14 protein-coding genes are annotated in these 17,696 nt (G+C 34.4%); 13 read left to right on the top strand and 1 reads right to left on the bottom strand.

Annotated elements, in window-relative coordinates:
- The first annotated feature begins 41 nt into the window (after positions 1–41).
- Together ylqF and MHI39_RS16170 are read left to right on the top strand one after the other, a co-directional pair.
- Positions 42–902 (top strand): ribosome biogenesis GTPase YlqF, encoded by an 861-nt coding sequence (ylqF, locus tag MHI39_RS16175; RefSeq protein WP_342539732.1) that lies wholly within the window; start codon positions 42–44, stop codon positions 900–902.
- A gap of 70 nt (positions 903–972) precedes the next feature.
- Positions 973–1,737, top strand: coding sequence for a ribonuclease HII (locus MHI39_RS16170; RefSeq protein ID WP_180212910.1), 765 nt, complete (start codon positions 973–975; stop codon positions 1,735–1,737).
- A gap of 32 nt (positions 1,738–1,769) precedes the next feature.
- Here MHI39_RS16170 and MHI39_RS16165 read toward each other — a convergent pair whose 3' ends face one another.
- Positions 1,770–2,933: an iron-containing alcohol dehydrogenase gene (locus tag MHI39_RS16165; RefSeq protein WP_342539730.1), complete on the bottom strand. Its 1,164-nt coding sequence runs from the start codon at positions 2,931–2,933 to the stop codon at positions 1,770–1,772.
- A 185-nt stretch (positions 2,934–3,118) separates the two neighbouring features.
- On the opposite strand from MHI39_RS16165, the gene MHI39_RS16160 reads away from it, so the two are divergent.
- From MHI39_RS16160 to codY, 11 genes are all read left to right on the top strand, one after another.
- Positions 3,119–4,996, top strand: a complete 1,878-nt coding sequence (locus MHI39_RS16160) for a prenyltransferase/squalene oxidase repeat-containing protein (RefSeq protein WP_342539729.1) — start codon at positions 3,119–3,121, stop codon at positions 4,994–4,996.
- Positions 4,997–5,110: 114 nt separating this feature from the next.
- A complete protein-coding gene (locus MHI39_RS16155; RefSeq protein ID WP_342539727.1) occupies positions 5,111–6,832 on the top strand; it encodes a hypothetical protein in 1,722 nt (573 codons plus the stop codon).
- On the top strand, positions 6,829–7,110 hold the full coding sequence (locus tag MHI39_RS16150) for an EscU/YscU/HrcU family type III secretion system export apparatus switch protein (RefSeq protein WP_058002636.1): 282 nt from the start codon (positions 6,829–6,831) through the stop codon (positions 7,108–7,110). Before MHI39_RS16155 ends, MHI39_RS16150 begins: the two co-directional genes overlap by 4 nt.
- A 159-nt stretch (positions 7,111–7,269) precedes the next feature.
- Positions 7,270–8,430 carry an ADP-forming succinate--CoA ligase subunit beta gene (sucC, locus tag MHI39_RS16145; RefSeq protein WP_058002637.1) on the top strand — a complete coding sequence of 387 codons (1,161 nt, stop codon included), beginning with the start codon at positions 7,270–7,272 and terminating at the stop codon, positions 8,428–8,430.
- Positions 8,431–8,455: 25 nt separating this feature from the next.
- Positions 8,456–9,358 (top strand): succinate--CoA ligase subunit alpha, encoded by a 903-nt coding sequence (gene sucD / locus MHI39_RS16140; RefSeq protein ID WP_058002638.1) that lies wholly within the window; start codon positions 8,456–8,458, stop codon positions 9,356–9,358.
- Positions 9,359–9,434: 76 nt separating this feature from the next.
- Positions 9,435–10,304 (top strand): DNA-processing protein DprA, encoded by an 870-nt coding sequence (gene dprA / locus MHI39_RS16135; protein ID WP_058002639.1) that lies wholly within the window; start codon positions 9,435–9,437, stop codon positions 10,302–10,304.
- Positions 10,305–10,867: 563 nt separating this feature from the next.
- The gene (gene topA / locus MHI39_RS16130) at positions 10,868–12,943 is read left to right on the top strand and encodes a type I DNA topoisomerase (protein ID WP_058002640.1); all 2,076 of its coding nucleotides are present in this window, start codon (positions 10,868–10,870) and stop codon (positions 12,941–12,943) included.
- 487 nt (positions 12,944–13,430) lie between these two features.
- Positions 13,431–14,333: a tyrosine recombinase XerC gene (gene xerC, locus MHI39_RS16125; RefSeq protein WP_058002641.1), complete on the top strand. Its 903-nt coding sequence runs from the start codon at positions 13,431–13,433 to the stop codon at positions 14,331–14,333.
- A 143-nt stretch (positions 14,334–14,476) separates the two neighbouring features.
- Positions 14,477–15,019 (top strand): ATP-dependent protease subunit HslV, encoded by a 543-nt coding sequence (gene hslV, locus MHI39_RS16120; RefSeq protein WP_058002642.1) that lies wholly within the window; start codon positions 14,477–14,479, stop codon positions 15,017–15,019.
- 126 nt (positions 15,020–15,145) lie between these two features.
- A complete protein-coding gene (gene hslU, locus MHI39_RS16115; protein WP_071976705.1) occupies positions 15,146–16,552 on the top strand; it encodes an HslU--HslV peptidase ATPase subunit in 1,407 nt (468 codons plus the stop codon).
- A 77-nt stretch (positions 16,553–16,629) separates the two neighbouring features.
- On the top strand, positions 16,630–17,409 hold the full coding sequence (gene codY, locus MHI39_RS16110; RefSeq protein ID WP_058002643.1) for a GTP-sensing pleiotropic transcriptional regulator CodY: 780 nt from the start codon (positions 16,630–16,632) through the stop codon (positions 17,407–17,409).
- Positions 17,410–17,696: the final 287 nt, after the last annotated feature.

Raw genomic sequence — 17,696 nt, 5'->3', positions numbered from 1 at the left:
AAAAATATGACATAAATAATAGTTGGAGTTGAGCGCAGAGGATGACGATACAATGGTTTCCAGGGCATATGGCGAAAGCTCGAAGGGAAGTAACAGAAAAACTTAAATTAGTAGATATTATTTTTGAATTGGTTGATGCAAGGATTCCTGTTTCATCAGCCAATCCAATGCTAGAAGAAATCATTCAACAGAAGCCACGCTTAATATTATTAAATAAAGCAGATATGGCAGATAGAGAGATCACAAATAGTTGGTTAAAATACTATGAACAAAACGATAAAAAGGCATTAGCGATAAACTCACAAGCTGGCAGTGGCTTGCACCAGATTGTTAATGCTGCACAGGAAATACTTAAGCCGAAATTTGACCGTATGAGAGCAAAAGGAATGAAGCCGAGAGCAATCAGAGCAATGATTATTGGCATTCCTAATGTCGGTAAGTCTACCTTGATTAATCGTCTTGCGAAAAAGAATATTGCGAAAACTGGTAATATGCCTGGAATTACTAAATCACAGCAATGGATTAAGGTGGGAAAGGAACTGGAGCTTCTCGATACCCCTGGGATTCTCTGGCCAAAATTTGAGGATCAGGAGGTTGGTTATAAATTAGCATTAACAGGTGCAATTAAAGATACGATATTAAATTTACAAGATATTGCTGTATATGCTTTACGTTTTCTTGAAAACCATTATCCGAATCGATTAACGGAAAGATACGAGCTATCGGAGATCCCTACCGATATTTTGCCTCTGTTTAACCATATAGGGACATTAAGGGGATGTTTAATGTCAAAAGGTGAAGTAGACTATGATAAAACAGCTGAAACCATCATTAGGGATATTCGCTCTGAAAAATTAGGTAGCATATCATTTGATTTACCAGAAGACCAATCTGAGGATTGAATAATAAGGGACATGTGTAATTTCCCTATTTGACTATCTATTTGCATTCAAAGTAGTAGTGAGGATACAGATGAAATCAAACACAATTAAAGATATAAAAGAAGCACTAAAAACAGTTGAAACCCTAGATGATCCGTTTATTCAACAACTTGAACTAGATGAACGGAAAGGGGTACAAAAGCTCCTACAAAATTGGTATAAAGAGCAAGAAAATATTAAGGTTCAACATGAAAAATTTAACGAAATGATGAAATATGAAGATGAACTTGCGGGGCAGGGTTTTGAGTACATAGTTGGGATTGATGAAGTCGGTAGAGGTCCACTAGCAGGACCTGTAGTGGCAGCTGCAGTTATTCTACCTAAAGGCTTTAAATTACTTGGTATTAATGATTCAAAGCAGCTATCGGAAAAAAAGCGTGAAGAATATTATCATTATATTGTTGAAAACGCCATTTCTGTAGGTATTGGATTAATAACTGCAGAAGAAATTGATCAATTAAATATTTATGAGGCAACAAAAAAAGCGATGTTAGAAGCGATCACTAACTTATCAATCCGTCCTGATTATTGTTTAATTGATGCGATGAAACTAAATATTCCTTATCCACAGCAATCGATTATTAAGGGTGACGCATTAAGTGTATCCATTGCTGCAGCATCAATTGTTGCGAAAGTAACAAGGGATAATCTAATGAAAAAATATAGTATTACATATCCGGAATACAAATTTGAGCAACATATGGGATATGGTACGAAAGAACATTTATTAGCGATTAAAAAATATGGGCCTTGTCCCATTCACCGTAAAACATTTGCTCCCATTAAAAATTCATGAAAATAGGCTGACATAGTGTCAGCCTATTTAAATTATAGTGATAACCGATAAATTTCTAATACATCATCCCGATTTAACTTTTTAAAGTTTCCGAACTCCCCATTAGCCATTGCTTTATCAGCCATAATATCTAATTTACTGTCATCAATCCCATAATCAGCTAGTCTTGATGGTGCACCTATGCTATTCCAGAATTCACGAAGCTTTTCAATCCCTTCCAGTCCAATTTCTTCGTCTGTTTTTCCTTCAGGATCAACACCAAATACACGAACAGCTAGCTGTTTAAAGCGAGAAGGTTTCACCTTTAAGTTATGCTTCATCCAATTTGGAAATAGAATTGCCAGACCACCACCATGGGGAATATCATAAACGGCAGATACCGCATGCTCAATATTATGTGTAGCCCAATCCCCTCTAAATCCCATAGAAAGCATACCATTCAATGCCATTGTCCCATTGTACAATATAGTTGAACGATATTCATAATTCTCTAAATCATTGATAAGCTTTGGTGCAGTTTCCATAACAGTCAATAATAAAGATTCACACATACGATCTTGCATTAAAGTATTTTCTGTTAAATGGAAATAATGCTCAAAAACGTGTGACATCATATCGACCATCCCATATACCGTTTGATCCTTAGGAACTGTAAATGTATTAACGGGGTCAAGGATAGAAAATTTCGGGAAAGTAAATGGGCTTCCCCAGCCATATTTTTCATTTGTTTCCCAGTTGGTAATAACAGAACCAGAATTCATCTCAGACCCAGTTGCAGCAAGGGTAAGAACAGTGCCAAAGGGAAGAGCGTCTGTAGCAAATGCTTTTTTTGTAACTAAATCCCATGAATCACCATCATATTTTGCTCCAGCAGCAATGGCTTTTGTGCAATCAATAACACTCCCACCACCAACTGCAAGGATGAAATCAATTTGTTCTTTTTTACAAATATCTACTCCTTTTCTAACAGTTGAAATGCGAGGATTTGGTTCTACCCCTGATAATTCATGTATGTTTGCATTTAAATTTTTTAAAATATTGATCACTTGTTCGTATAAGCCACTTCTTTTAATACTGCCACCGCCATAAACAAGTAGAATATTCTTTCCGTATTGGGGTACTTCTGTTTTTAGCTGTTCTAATTGGTCTTTACCAAAAATTAATTTTGTTGGGTTCCAATATGTAAAATTGTCCATTAACGCTCACTCCTTTAAGAACATTATGAGTTAGTCATGATCAAAATGCAAAAAAGATGACTCTATTTCTTAAACTAATTAACCATTTATTTTCGTGCTTTAAATAGTATTTCTTTAGGCAATTATTACATTCGTTTGAATAGAAATTAATCATAAAGCATTTGAAAAATGAGGAGTGATAAGATTTGGGTGTTAATGTAGAAGGACAGATTAATGAGTTAATTAACAAATTAATTTCTGAACAAGCAGAGGATGGCTCATGGAAGTATCCCTTTGAAACAGGGATTCTTACAGATTGCTGTATGATTATTTTATTAAGAACCCTTCAATTAGAGGAAGATGAAGACCTCATAAAAAGCTTAACAAGAAGGATTTTGAATGAACAATATGAAGATGGAGCATGGAGATTATTTTTGGATGAGGAAAGAGGAAATATATCACTGACAGTAAGTTCCTATTATGCGTTACAAATATCTGGATACATTGATAGAGATAATCCAAATCTACTACAAGCAAAAAAATTCATTATTGAAAATGGTGGTATTGAATCTGTAAATATGTTCACGAATGTGTTATTATCTCTCACTGGACAAAAGGAGTGGGAAGTACTTTTTCCAATTCCTGTTGAAGCTGTATTACTTCCTAAAAGCTTTCCAGTTAATTTTTTTGATATTTCCGTATTTGGGAGGGCTAATATAGCCCCATTACTAATTCTTGCTGATTCTAAATTTGTTATAAAGCCTTTATCTTCACCAAAATTAAAAGATCTTTTTATTGGGGAAAGTAAAAATAGGAAGGAAGAAGAAATGGAAGAAACTCGCTCAATTATCGATTTTATTGAACATGGAATAAAAGAAATTGAGGAATGGCACAACGATCTCCATGGAAAAGCTATTGAGTATTTGGAAGATTATATGATTCAGCATACAGAAGCGGATGGTACATTATATAGTTATTTTAGTGCTACTTTCTACATGATATATGCATTTTTGGCAAGGGGAAAAAGTAAAAATGACCCCAAAATTATAAAAGCGATTTCAGGATTGAAATCAATGATATGTGTAATAAATGGAAATTATCATTGTCAATATACAACGGCAAATGTCTGGAACACCTCTTTACTTTCAGATGCCATTCAAAATGCAGGTGTCCCAACTTCCCATCCCACTATTATTAAAGCAACCGAATATCTACTAAAAAGACAGCATAATAAATTTGGTGATTGGAAGATTCATTCTCCTAGGACTTTACCAGGTGGGTGGGGATTTTCAAATATTAATACGATCAATCCAGATATTGATGATACATCTGCTTCTCTTCGTTCACTATCTAGATTGATCCATACTCAACCAATATACCAGCAATCCTGGAATCGAGGGATTCAGTGGATTTTATCCATGCAAAATGATGATGGCGGTTGGGCTTCATTTGAAAGAAATGTGGATAATCCACTGTTGAATTTTTTACCTTATGGTGAGGGACTATTAATGGATGCCTCATCAACAGACCTAACTGGACGAACCTTGGAATTTTTAGGAATGTACACAGATATTCGCAAGGATCATCCTCAAATAAAAAAAGCGACGAAATGGTTATTTACGCGTCAGAATAAAGAGGGATCTTGGGACAGCAGATGGGGAATATACTTTATTTATGGAACTTGGACCGCAGTTTTGGGCTTACTGGCAGTTAATATTGGTTCGGATCATCCAGCAATCATAAGAGCAAAAAATTGGTTAACTCGTATACAAAATGCTGATGGTGGCTGGGGTGAATCTTGTCGGAGTGATATCGCCAAAAAATATGTAGCGCTCAAGAAGAGTACATTGACACACACAGCATGGGCCTTAGATGCATTAATCACAATATCTGATAAGGAAACACCAACGATTCGCAAGGGGATAAACTTTTTAATCAATGAAGCCGATATTAAAGAGAGGGATAATGCTTATCCTGTGGGACAAGGTTTAGGTGGTCAGTTCTATATTCATTACCATAGTTATCAATATGTATGGCCACTTATCACTTTAGTAAAATATAATAAAAAATTTAAGCATAAATGATATATTTGCAATAAAGCTAGACACAACAGTTTGAGATTTTACTAATAGGTATAGCTTTTTTGGAAATTAAATAAACAGTAAATCCAATACAAGTAATGGAGGAAAGGGGAAACAATGCTGCCACTTACGCTACAATCATTAGCAAAATTAGATATAAAAACCATTCAGCCACGCTTCGAATTTCGGTCTGGACAAATTTTTTTAGGTAATATAAAGAAAATATTTCCGAATCAAACAGCTCTCGTCCAAGTAGGGCAGCAAAATATAATTGCAAAGCTTGAAGTACCCTTAATAAATGGTAATCAATATTGGTTTCAAGTACTTTCACGAGAAGGGGAAACAATCCTTAAAATGCTATCTTCCTACTCGAAGGAAAATAATGCAAACTCCTTGTTATTAAACCAACTTTCACTTCCGAATAATAAAGTAAATAACGAACTTCTTGCATTTTTATCTAAAGAACAAATTCCATTGACAAAAGATGCAATCGTAAAAATTGCCCAATGGCTTGAAAATAAAGGGAATTCACAAGACAGCTTTAACACGCTTCAAGTAATGTTTAAAAATAAATTTCCATTAGCAGAAACGATTTTTCAATCTGTTCTAGAAACGATCAAGCCGCAAAAAAGCATTCACGATACATTGCAATTATTTGAAAAGCAACTACAACTGGAACCTATTAGTAAAACTAATCAATCATTACTATCAATGATAAGGAATGTTGTACAGCAGGATATTCCAATTGCTAAGAAAGTTTTACTTTCCATAATAGACACAGCAATTCAGGAAACTGACCCTAACAAACTAAAAGCAATAAATTTATTAGAAAAATTGGGAATGATTAACAATGCAAATATAGAAAAACAAACAACGTTAACAAATAGAAATGTTGTTAATCAATTGAATATAAAAAATAATGAAGTCGAAGTAGCAAATAAATATAACGAGATTGTACAGCATTTAACCAATTTAAAAGAAAAATCATATGATCAAATCAATAAAAGCGTTCAAATTCTTGAGAATTACCTAACCGATGAAAGTACAGAAAATAATAGATCAACAACTTTTATCCCAGAAATGGTGAAAACAAATGAAAAAGAATCCCAGTATACAAATCGTGTCGAGCCATTCAAAAATGAAAGATTAGCTCTTTCTATGGAAGACCAACATTTTTTAAAACAAGTAGAAACTGAAGTAAAAGAATCTGTAAAAGGTAAGGACATTCTGGAACTATTCAAGACAGTAAATAAAAAACTAGGAATAAATTACGAAGCTGATATGCTTAAAGGTAATGCAGAATTAAACCAAACGGATAATATATTAAAGCCGCTACTTGTTAAATATTTACAAGAGACCAATCATCCTCTGGAATCTAAGGAGCTTGCTGAACAATTGGTAAATAAAATGAATGGTCAACTATTATTATCCAATCCAAATAATCCGATAACTAATATTGTTTATCAACTCCCGATTCAATTATTTGGTTATCAAACAGAAGTCACTATGCAATGGTCTGGTAAAAGCAAAGAGGATGGAAAAATTGATGCAAACTATTGTAAGATCCTTTTTTATTTAGAGTTAGAGCATTTAAAAGAAACAATAGTAGATATGAAGGTGCAAAATCGTGTGATCACGATAAAAATAATTAATGAAGGTGAATATCTTCCAGAGTTATCGCAAAAACTTATTCCTCCTTTAAAACAAGCATTAATGGAAATTAATTATACACTTTCGGCTATACAATTTGACCAACCTAATAAAGGGAATGGTGGAACGGAACGTTCAAACATACAAAAGGTTCATTCACAATATTCGGGGGTTGATATACGAATATGAAGCAAAATTATGAAAGAAAACAAGCAATCGCACTGCAATATCAGTCAGATAAGCAAAAAGCACCAACCGTCATAGCGAAAGGTAAGGGGCTCATTGCTGATCAAATTATCGATACCGCGAAGGAAAAACAAATTCCTATTCAAGAGGATCGTAACTTAGTAGAATTACTGGGTCAATTAAATATTAATGAAAGTATCCCAGAAGAATTATATGAAGCCGTTGCCGAAGTATTTGCATTTGTTTATCGTTTAGATCGTGAGAAAAAGGAATCAAACTAATTCACTCAATATTGAAATAATTAGGTCAAAACAAACAATTGATTAAAAATAATGCCGAAATGTGCTTGAATTAGGCTCAGAAGGCTAGACATATTTTCATCCATTTAATACAATGGAAGCGCAGTTTATTTTTTGTATAGTTTGATAGGAGGATGGAAAATGAATATCCATGAGTATCAAGGTAAAGAAATCCTCAGAAAATACGGGGTAGCGGTACCAAATGGGAAAGTAGCCTTCACTGTTGAAGAAGCGGTAGAAGCTGCGAAAGAATTAGGTACAGATGTTTGTGTTGTTAAGGCTCAAATTCATGCTGGTGGTCGTGGTAAAGCTGGCGGTGTTAAAGTCGCTAAAAACTTGGATGAAGTCCGTACATATGCGAACGAAATTTTAGGAAAAACTTTAGTTACACACCAAACAGGTCCAGAAGGTAAAGAAGTTAAGCGCCTTCTTATTGAAGAAGGTTGTGATATTCAAAAAGAATATTACGTTGGTCTTGTATTAGATCGTGCTACTTCACGTGTTGTCTTAATGGCTTCTGAAGAAGGCGGTACTGAAATTGAAGAGGTTGCTGAAAAGACACCTGAAAAAATCTTCAAGGAAACAATTGACCCAGTTGTTGGTTTAACAGCATTCCAAGCTCGTCGTATTGCATTTAATATCAATATTCCTGCAGCTCTAGTTAACAAAGCAGTGAAATTCATGATGGGTCTATATACTGCATATGTTGAAAAAGATTGTTCAATTGCAGAAATCAACCCACTTGTAGTTACTGGTGACGGTAATGTCATGGCACTTGATGCAAAATTAAACTTCGATTCAAATGCGTTATACCGTCAAAAAGATATTGTTGAATATCGCGATTTAGAAGAAGAAGATCCAAAGGAAATCGAAGCTTCTAAGTACGATCTTAGCTATATTGCGTTAGATGGAAAAATTGGATGTATGGTAAACGGTGCAGGTCTTGCAATGGCGACAATGGATATTATCAAGCATTATGGTGGAGATCCAGCCAACTTCCTTGATGTTGGGGGCGGCGCGACTGCAGAAAAAGTAACAGAAGCATTCAAAATCATTCTTTCCGATAAAAATGTAAAGGGTATCTTCGTTAATATCTTCGGTGGTATTATGAAATGCGATATTATCGCAGAAGGTGTTGTGGAGGCGACAAAACAAGTTGGACTTGAATTGCCTTTAGTTGTTCGTTTAGAAGGAACAAATGTGGAATTAGGTAAGAAGATTTTAAATGAATCTGGACTTAATATCGTTGCTGCTGAATCAATGGCAGACGGAGCACAAAAAATCGTAGAATTAGTAGGCTAATATTTAAGAAAGGCAGGGGAATATTGTGAGCGTATTTGTTAATAAAGATACAAAAGTAATCGTTCAAGGTATTACTGGTAAAACAGCTCTTTTCCATACAAAACAAATGCTTGAATACGGTACAAAAATCGTAGGTGGAACATCACCTGGTAAGGGTGGAACAGAAGTGGAAGGAGTACCAGTATTTAATACAGTTTCTGAAGCTGTGAAAGCAACTGGTGCAAATGCATCTGTTATCTATGTTCCTGCTCCTTTTGCTGCAGACGCAATTTTGGAAGCGGTTGATGCTGAATTAGATTTAGCTATTTGTATTACAGAGCATATTCCAGTATTGGATATGGTAAAGGTAAAACGCTATATGGAAGGCAAAAAGACTCGTTTAGTTGGTCCTAACTGCCCAGGAGTAATTACACCTGAAGAATGTAAGATTGGTATAATGCCGGGTTATATTCATACCAAAGGTCATGTAGGAGTAGTATCCCGCTCTGGAACATTAACATATGAGGCTGTACATCAATTATCTCAAGCTGGTATTGGACAAACTACTGCAGTTGGGATTGGTGGAGATCCTGTAAATGGTACAGACTTTATCGATGTATTAAAAGCGTTTAATGAAGATCCAGAAACAGAAGCTGTAATAATGATTGGTGAAATTGGCGGTACAGCTGAGGAAGAAGCTGCTGTTTGGGTGAAGGCCAATATGACTAAACCTGTTGTAGGCTTTATAGGTGGAGTAACTGCACCTCCAGGAAAACGTATGGGCCACGCTGGTGCAATTATTTCTGGTGGTAAGGGTACTGCTGCTGAAAAAATTCGTGTCATGAACGAATGTGGCATTAAAGTAGCTGCAACACCTTCTGTAATGGGTGAAACTTTAATTGAAGTTCTTAAAGAAAAAGGACTTTATGAAAAATGTAAAACTCACTAGGTTAAAAGTTTTAAAGCAAATAGAGGATGTTTTTTATCATCCTCTATTTGTTAAACTTATATAAAGGAGGAATCATGTGAAAGCGTTTAAAAAAAGGATCATTCATCTCCATCACTGTAGAGGAATTAATTCTAAAGGTATTATTAAAATCATCCAATCTGATCCTACTTTAAAAAATCTATATAAGACACCTTCATCCAAGTTGAAATCAATCGTTAATTCTTCTCCTGAACACTTCTCAAAATTTTATTATGATCTACATCATCTGAAAATTGATCAAATATTATCCACCTATCAAAAACATCATATATACTGCTTAACTGTTTTTGACTCTGATTACCCCTACTTATTAAAGCAATGCTATAACCCCCCTCTTGCCATGTATGCGATTGGCAATGTCTCACTTTTGAATTCACCTTGCGTTGCTATTGTTGGCTCTAGAAAAGGCAATATATATGGTAGAAAAGCGATTGAACAAATTCTTCCGACTCTTATTAAGAAGGAGATCACAATCATCAGTGGATTAGCAAAAGGGATTGATACGATGGCACATGAAATGACTATTTTGCATGGAGGAAAAACAATTTGTGTCCTTGGAAGTGGTTTTTTTCATATATATCCGCAGGAAAACAGGCGCCTTGCAGAGAATATGAAAAAGGAACACCTTCTTTTGTCTGAATATCCTCCAAATACAAAACCACAGAGATGGCATTTTCCAATGAGAAATAGAATTATTAGTGGATTGTCGAAAGGTATTGTTGTCATTCAAGCAGAGGAAAAAAGCGGTTCATTAATAACGGCTGATTTTGCACTCCAAGAGAATAGAGAGGTCTTTGCTATTCCTGGAAGTGTAGTAGACCCGTTATCAAAAGGTACCAATTTTCTCATACAACAGGGAGCTAAACTTGTTTTAACGGGTGATGATATTTTGGAAGAAATATATTAGACTAAAAAAGCGAGATAAGAGTCCTATATTAATAAAATGTTTTGATGGGAGTAATTATTATAATAGTAGTTTTGGGTACAAAAAAGAAGTTGAAAATCCCTTGGGTAAAACATAGTTTTTTAAAATAATTACCTATTTTAGCTTAAAAAGGTTGCAATTTTGAAAAATCTGTTATACATTTTCCAACAGATACATTTATGTTTAATTGTATTAATATAATTACAAAATAAAGAAACAAATAGTTGAAAACGATTTCTAGCTCCATAGTGACTGTTTTTATAACAATCCATTTGTGTTGACAAATAAATTAATCAACGTTAAGATGAACACTTGATTTTACGAAACAGTTTTGAGTACGAAAATTTAATCATTAATCAACATAGCTTGAATGAAAAAAAGAATTCTAACTTGTATGCAACATAAGGTGTGTGAGTAATTAGGGCTATACCATTTAATGAATAATTCGGAAGCTAAATTTACTGAATTTAAAATAACGAGATAGCTAGCGACTCTACCCTTTAAACTATAACAAAAAATAATGAAAACCTCTGGGAGGCTTCTTAATGTCAGAGTACTTGGTTATCGTGGAATCGCCAGCTAAGGCGAAAACGATTGAAAGATATTTAGGAAAAAAATATAAGGTTAAAGCATCTATGGGCCATATTCGGGATTTACCTAGAAGCCAAATGGGTGTGGATACAGAGCATAATTTTCAACCGAAATATATAACTATTAGAGGTAAAGGACCTGTCTTAAAAGAATTAAAGACAGCTGCTAAAAAAGCGAAGAAAATATATCTTGCAGCCGACCCCGATCGTGAAGGTGAAGCAATTGCTTGGCATTTAGCACATAGCTTAGATTTGGATATTCACTCAGATTGCAGAGTTGTTTTTAATGAAATAACGAAAGATGCAATTAAAGAATCATTTAAACACCCTAGACCAATAAATACGGATTTAGTAGATGCCCAACAGGCAAGAAGGATATTGGATCGTTTAGTCGGTTATAATATAAGCCCTCTTTTATGGAAGAAAGTAAAAAAAGGTTTAAGTGCGGGGAGGGTACAATCAGTCGCCGTACGTTTAATTATTGATCGTGAGAATGAAATTAAAAACTTTAAACCCGAAGAATATTGGACGATTGTTGCAGATTTTAAAAAAGGAAAAGAAAATTTTCAGGGTTCCTTTTATGGAGTGGATGGTAAGAAATTATCCCTTCATTCCGAGGCTGAAGTGAAAAATATTCTTTCAAAAATTAATGGGAAAGAATTTACCGTTAATTCTGTATCTAAAAAGGAAAGAAAACGGAACCCTGCACCTCCTTTCACTACATCATCCTTGCAGCAGGAAGCAGCACGTAAATTAAATTTCAGGGCGAAAAAAACAATGATGCTAGCGCAGCAGTTATACGAAGGAATTGATTTAGGAAAAGAAGGGACAGTTGGTTTAATTACCTATATGAGAACGGACTCAACCCGTATTTCAGAAATTGCCCAGGCGGAAGCGTTCTCTTATATTGAAAGCCAATATGGAAAAGAATATACCCGCTCCGAACAACGTAAGGATAAAAAAGCATCAAATGCACAAGATGCTCACGAAGCAATCCGTCCAACAAGTACATTGCGGGAACCAAGCTCATTAAAGGAATATTTAAGTCGTGATCAATTAAGGTTATATAAATTAATTTGGGAACGTTTCGTTGCAAGTCAAATGTCTCAAGCCATAATGGATACGATGAGTGTAGATTTATTAAATGGAGATGTCATTTTTAGAGCAAATGGATCTAAACTAAAATTTTCTGGATTTATGAAGGTGTATGTTGAAGGGACAGATGACCAAACAGAAGAAAAAGAGAATTTTCTCCCTCAAATGGAGAAAGGAGATCAAGTCACTTCTGAGGAAATTGATCCTAAACAGCATTTTACACAACCACCTCCAAGATATACAGAGGCACGATTAGTGAAAACATTAGAAGAATTGGGCATAGGTCGCCCTTCAACCTACGCACCAACTCTAGATACCATTCAAAAACGCGGTTACGTTGCCCTGGATAATAAACGATTTATTCCTACTGAATTAGGAGAAATTGTATTAGAGCTAATCATGGAATTTTTCCCGGAAATATTAGATGTCGAGTTCACTGCGAAAATGGAAAGTAATCTCGATGAGATAGAAGAGGGGAAAATTGAATGGGTTAAGATCATTGATGAATTTTACAAAGGATTCCATGAAAATCTTATAAAAGCCGAAGCTGAAATGGAAAAGGTTGAGATTAAGGATGAGGAAGCCGGTGAGGACTGTGAAAACTGTGGCAGTCCAATGGTGTTCAAAATGGGACGTTATGGTAAGTTTATGGCTTGTAGTAATTTTCCCGACTGTAGAAATACAAAACCAATTGTAAAAGAGATTGGAGTTACATGTCCTAAATGTAATGAGGGAAATATTATTGAAAGAAAAAGTAAAAAGAAAAGAATATTCTACGGATGCGATAGATATCCGGAGTGTGATTTTCTATCTTGGGATAAACCGATCGAAAGAAAATGTCCTAAATGTGATCATTTATTAGTGGAGAAAAAGTTGAAGAAGGGTGTACAGGTTCAATGTACCAATTGTGATTATAAAGAAAAGACAGTTGAATAAAAATATTTACATGACATTAGAGTGGGTTTAAATACCCACTCTTTTATATTTTTTTGTGTATTTGTAAAGTATATTGCTTTTTTATAGTCCTTCTATCTTCTTTTATACTTAATAAAAGCCCAGCTGTTTTAATAAAGTTTATAGCATTTTTTATTAAAATGTCGGGGACGGACGGTCTTCAACCTGGAATAGGACCTATTTATTATACTTATATTAATTTTTTATAAAAAATATATACTATTACTTTATTTCTTTCGATTAGTATTGTAAAATGCTTTAGGGGATCAATGAAAATATTGTCGAATTATTTAGATGGATGGTTTGAAATAGGGATTCATGTTTTACGCAGCTGTTGCTATTCTTGTTTAAAAACAAGTTATTATAGAATGAATTATAAACAATTCAAAACTTTGTGAAAAATTTGTAACATTCATTGCAAGGGCTACTAAATTGTGATAATATTTAGTAGCCTTTGTGAGGTGTTAAGATGAATGAAAATTTAGAAGCTTGTCTTTATGCTTTTATGGAGTATATTCAAATAGAAAGAAACTATTCAGAGTATACGGTTAAGTTTTATCGGCAAGACATTGAGCACTTTTATTTGTTCATGAATGAACAAGGTATAACAGAACTTGGGAATGTTGAATATTTTGATGCCCGCCTGTATTTAACAACACTTTTTGAAAAAGAATACAGCAGGCCTAGCTTGGCTCGGAAAATTTCAAGTTTGCGAAGCTTTTATAAATTTTTAATGAGGGAACAAATAGTAAAAGAAAATCCATTTGTTTTCCTTTCCCAGGCAAAACGACAATTAAAAATACCGAAATTCTTTTATGAAGAAGAGATGGAAAAGTTATTTCAAGCCTGTGAAGGTGATTCAGCTTTAGATGTAAGAAATCTGGCATTACTTGAGATACTATATGCAACGGGAATCCGTGTCAGTGAATGTGCGAGTATTCAATTGAAAGATATTAATCTTGAGTTTGATACGATACTGGTTAGGGGTAAAGGGAAGAAAGAGAGAATTGTGTTATTTGGAGATTTCGCGAATAAAGCATTATGCAATTACATAGATCATTCAAGGCATAAGCTAATGAAAAATAAAGATAACCATGAGTATCTCTTTGTTAATTTTCGGGGCACCCCCTTAACAGAAAGAGGCATAAGATACATTTTAAATGATTTAATCAATAAAGCTGCATTAACTGGAAAAATGCATCCACATATGTTAAGACATACATTTGCAACACATTTATTAAATCACGGGGCAGATTTGAGAACCGTGCAGGAACTTTTAGGACATGAAAATTTGTCTTCTACACAAATATATACCCATGTCACAAAAGAGCATTTGCGAAAAACCTATTTGTCTCACCATCCAAGAGCTTAACATCATGTCATATTGATTAGTAAAGTATAAAAATAAATTGGATCCATGTTTCTATCGCACTATCACGAATGAAAAGCATAAAAGCTTATTCAATATTCTATATGTTTAGGAACTGCTTTTGCATTAATTATGGAGGTGTTCGTATGGGAGATTTTCATGCCACAACGATATTTGCTATTCAGCATAAAGGAAAAAGTGCAATGGCTGGAGATGGTCAAGTAACCTTTGGAAATGCGGTTGTAATGAAACATACAGCTAAAAAGGTTAGAAAATTATTTAATGGTAAAGTGCTTGCTGGCTTTGCTGGTTCGGTTGCAGATGCTTTTACATTATCTGAAATGTTTGAAGGAAAGCTCCAGGAGTTTAACGGTAATTTAACTCGAGCTGCTGTAGAACTTGCTAAACAATGGAGAAGCGATAAGGTTTTACGTAAACTCGAAGCAATGCTGATCGTGATGGACGCACAACAAATTCTTTTAATCTCAGGTACTGGGGAAGTGATTGAGCCTGATGATGGGATATTAGCAATCGGTTCCGGAGGTAATTATGCACTTTCAGCAGGGAGAGCATTAAAGCAGCATGCTGGAGAAATTTTGACTGCTAAAGAAATTGCTAAGGCCTCTTTGGATATTGCAGCCGACATTTGTGTATATACGAATACAAATATTATTGTGGAAGAGCTATGAGGATTAGTCTTTAAAGATAAATTTTTGTAAACAAATGATTATAAGTAGTAAACGATCTTATAGTAACAAGCTATACGAATACATCCTAACCTGAACATTAAGGAGTGAACTTATTTGACGAATAATATGAATAAAGCGATGAGTTTAACCCCAAGGCAAATTGTAGACCGACTTGATCAATATATTGTAGGTCAAAAAGATGCAAAAAGAGCTGTAGCTGTTGCATTAAGGAATCGATATCGTCGAAGTTTATTAGATGATAAATTAAAGGATGAGATTATTCCTAAAAATATATTAATGATCGGACCTACTGGTGTAGGGAAGACAGAGATTGCGAGACGTATGGCCAAATTGGTCGGTGCCCCTTTTGTTAAAATCGAGGCTACAAAATTCACTGAGGTCGGTTATGTTGGTCGTGATGTCGAATCTATGGTAAGGGACTTAGTTGAAACGTCTGTTCGTATTGTCAAAGAAGAAAAAGTCGCTCAAGTAAAAGGAAGAGCGGAAGAGAATGCAAATCGCAGGCTATTAAATTTACTTGTTCCATCAAAAAAGAAATCTTCAGGTACGAAAAATCCGTTTGAGATGATTTTTGGAAGTAATAATCAAACAGATGATCATGAAGAGGAACAAGCTGAAGATGTTTCAATGAAGGAAAAACGTAAGATAATTGAAGAAAAATTAGCAAATGGTGAATTAGAACAAGAGATAGTAACAGTGGAAATTGAAGAGCAGCAACCATCTATGTTTGATATGCTTCAAGGTTCTGGTATGGAGCAGATGGGGATGAATATGCAAGATGCATTCAGTAATTTAATCCCTAAGAAACAGAAAAAGCGTAAGCTTACTGTTAAGGAAGCAAGAATCGTATTAACGAATGATGAGGCTCAGAAGTTAATTGATATGGATGAAGTTACTCAGGAAGCGGTTGTACGTGCAGAACAGGCAGGTATTATTTTTATTGATGAAATCGATAAAATAGTTAGCAAAAGTAATGGTTCTTCTTCAGCAGATGTTTCTAGAGAAGGAGTGCAAAGAGATATTCTTCCGATTGTAGAAGGTTCTACAGTTGTAACAAAATATGGTTCCGTTAAAACAGATCATATACTTTTTATTGCTGCTGGTGCCTTTCATATGGCGAAGCCATCTGAATTAATTCCTGAATTACAGGGACGTTTTCCAATCCGTGTAGAACTAGGGAAATTAACTGTTGAAGATTTTGTAAAAATATTAATTGAACCGGATAATGCTTTAACTAAGCAATATATTGCATTATTAGAAACTGAAGGTATACAAATTGAATTTTCTGACGATGCTATTGTTAGAATAGCTGAAATTGCTTACGAAGTTAATCAACATACTGATAATATTGGGGCGAGACGGCTGCATACGATTTTGGAAAAGCTTCTTGAAGATCTATCCTTTGAAGCACCAGACATCACATTAGAACGGATTAGTATAACCCCGCAGTATGTGGATGAAAAGCTAAGTGCCATTTCACAAAATAAAGATCTAAGTCAGTTTATCCTTTAGGTTCTAGGGCTAATTTGGCATGCCTATCGGTAGGGACATATTAAACAATTGTATAGAGATTATAGGAGGAAATAAAAATGAATTTATTAGACAAAACAAGAAAAATTAACGCGATGCTTCAAAAGGCAGCAGGTAAACCAGTGAATTTTAAAGAAATGTCTCAAACATTAAGTGACGTGATTGAGGCGAATATTTTTGTAGTTAGTCGCCGTGGAAAATTATTAGGATTTGCCATTAACCAATTAGTTGAAAATGAGCGTATGACAAAAATGTTAGAAGATCGTCAATTCCCTGAAGAATATACAAATAGCTTATTTAATATTAATGAAACTTCTTCTAATTTGGATGTAAATAGTGAATATACAGCATTTCCTGTTGAGAATAAGGAATTATTCCAAAGCGGTTTAACAACAATTGTTCCAATTATTGGTGGAGGAGAAAGATTAGGTACATTAATTCTTGCTCGCTTACAAGAAAAATTCCATGATGACGATTTAATTTTAGCTGAGTATGGAGCAACTGTAGTAGGAATGGAAATTCTTCGTGAAAAATCAGAAGAAATTGAAGAAGAAGCAAGAAGTAAAGCAGTTGTACAGATGGCAATTAGTTCACTATCTTACAGTGAGTTAGAAGCTATTGAGCATATTTTTGAAGAGTTAAATGGTAAAGAGGGCTTGCTAGTTGCTTCTAAAATTGCGGATCGCGTAGGAATTACCCGTTCCGTAATCGTTAACGCTTTACGTAAGCTTGAAAGTGCTGGTGTAATTGAATCTAGATCACTAGGAATGAAGGGAACATATATTAAAGTATTAAATGACAAATTCCTTGTTGAATTAGAAAAATTAAAATCTAATTAATGATAGTTTTCGACAAAATGCTACCGCCAATAATTTATTATTGGCGGTTTTATTATTTCTATATAATGTCATTTCGACTATTCTATTTCCAGGTATTAGCCTAAATCCTCAAAACTTAAGTCCTTTCTATTTCCCATTATTATACAAATATTCGGTGAATTTTTTTCCATAATAACCCACTAGAGAAATGATCATCCACTTGATAAAATAAATCTCATGAGCAAAAAAATTGACAAATTAAGGCCTGTTTTTTTTATGGAACTAAAGTCCTATAAACAAGAAAAAAT

The organism is Heyndrickxia sp. FSL K6-6286, assembly GCF_038630395.1.
GTDB classification, from domain to species: domain Bacteria; phylum Bacillota; class Bacilli; order Bacillales; family Bacillaceae_C; genus Heyndrickxia; species Heyndrickxia oleronia.
This window is presented reverse-complemented; position numbering and strand designations above follow the sequence as displayed.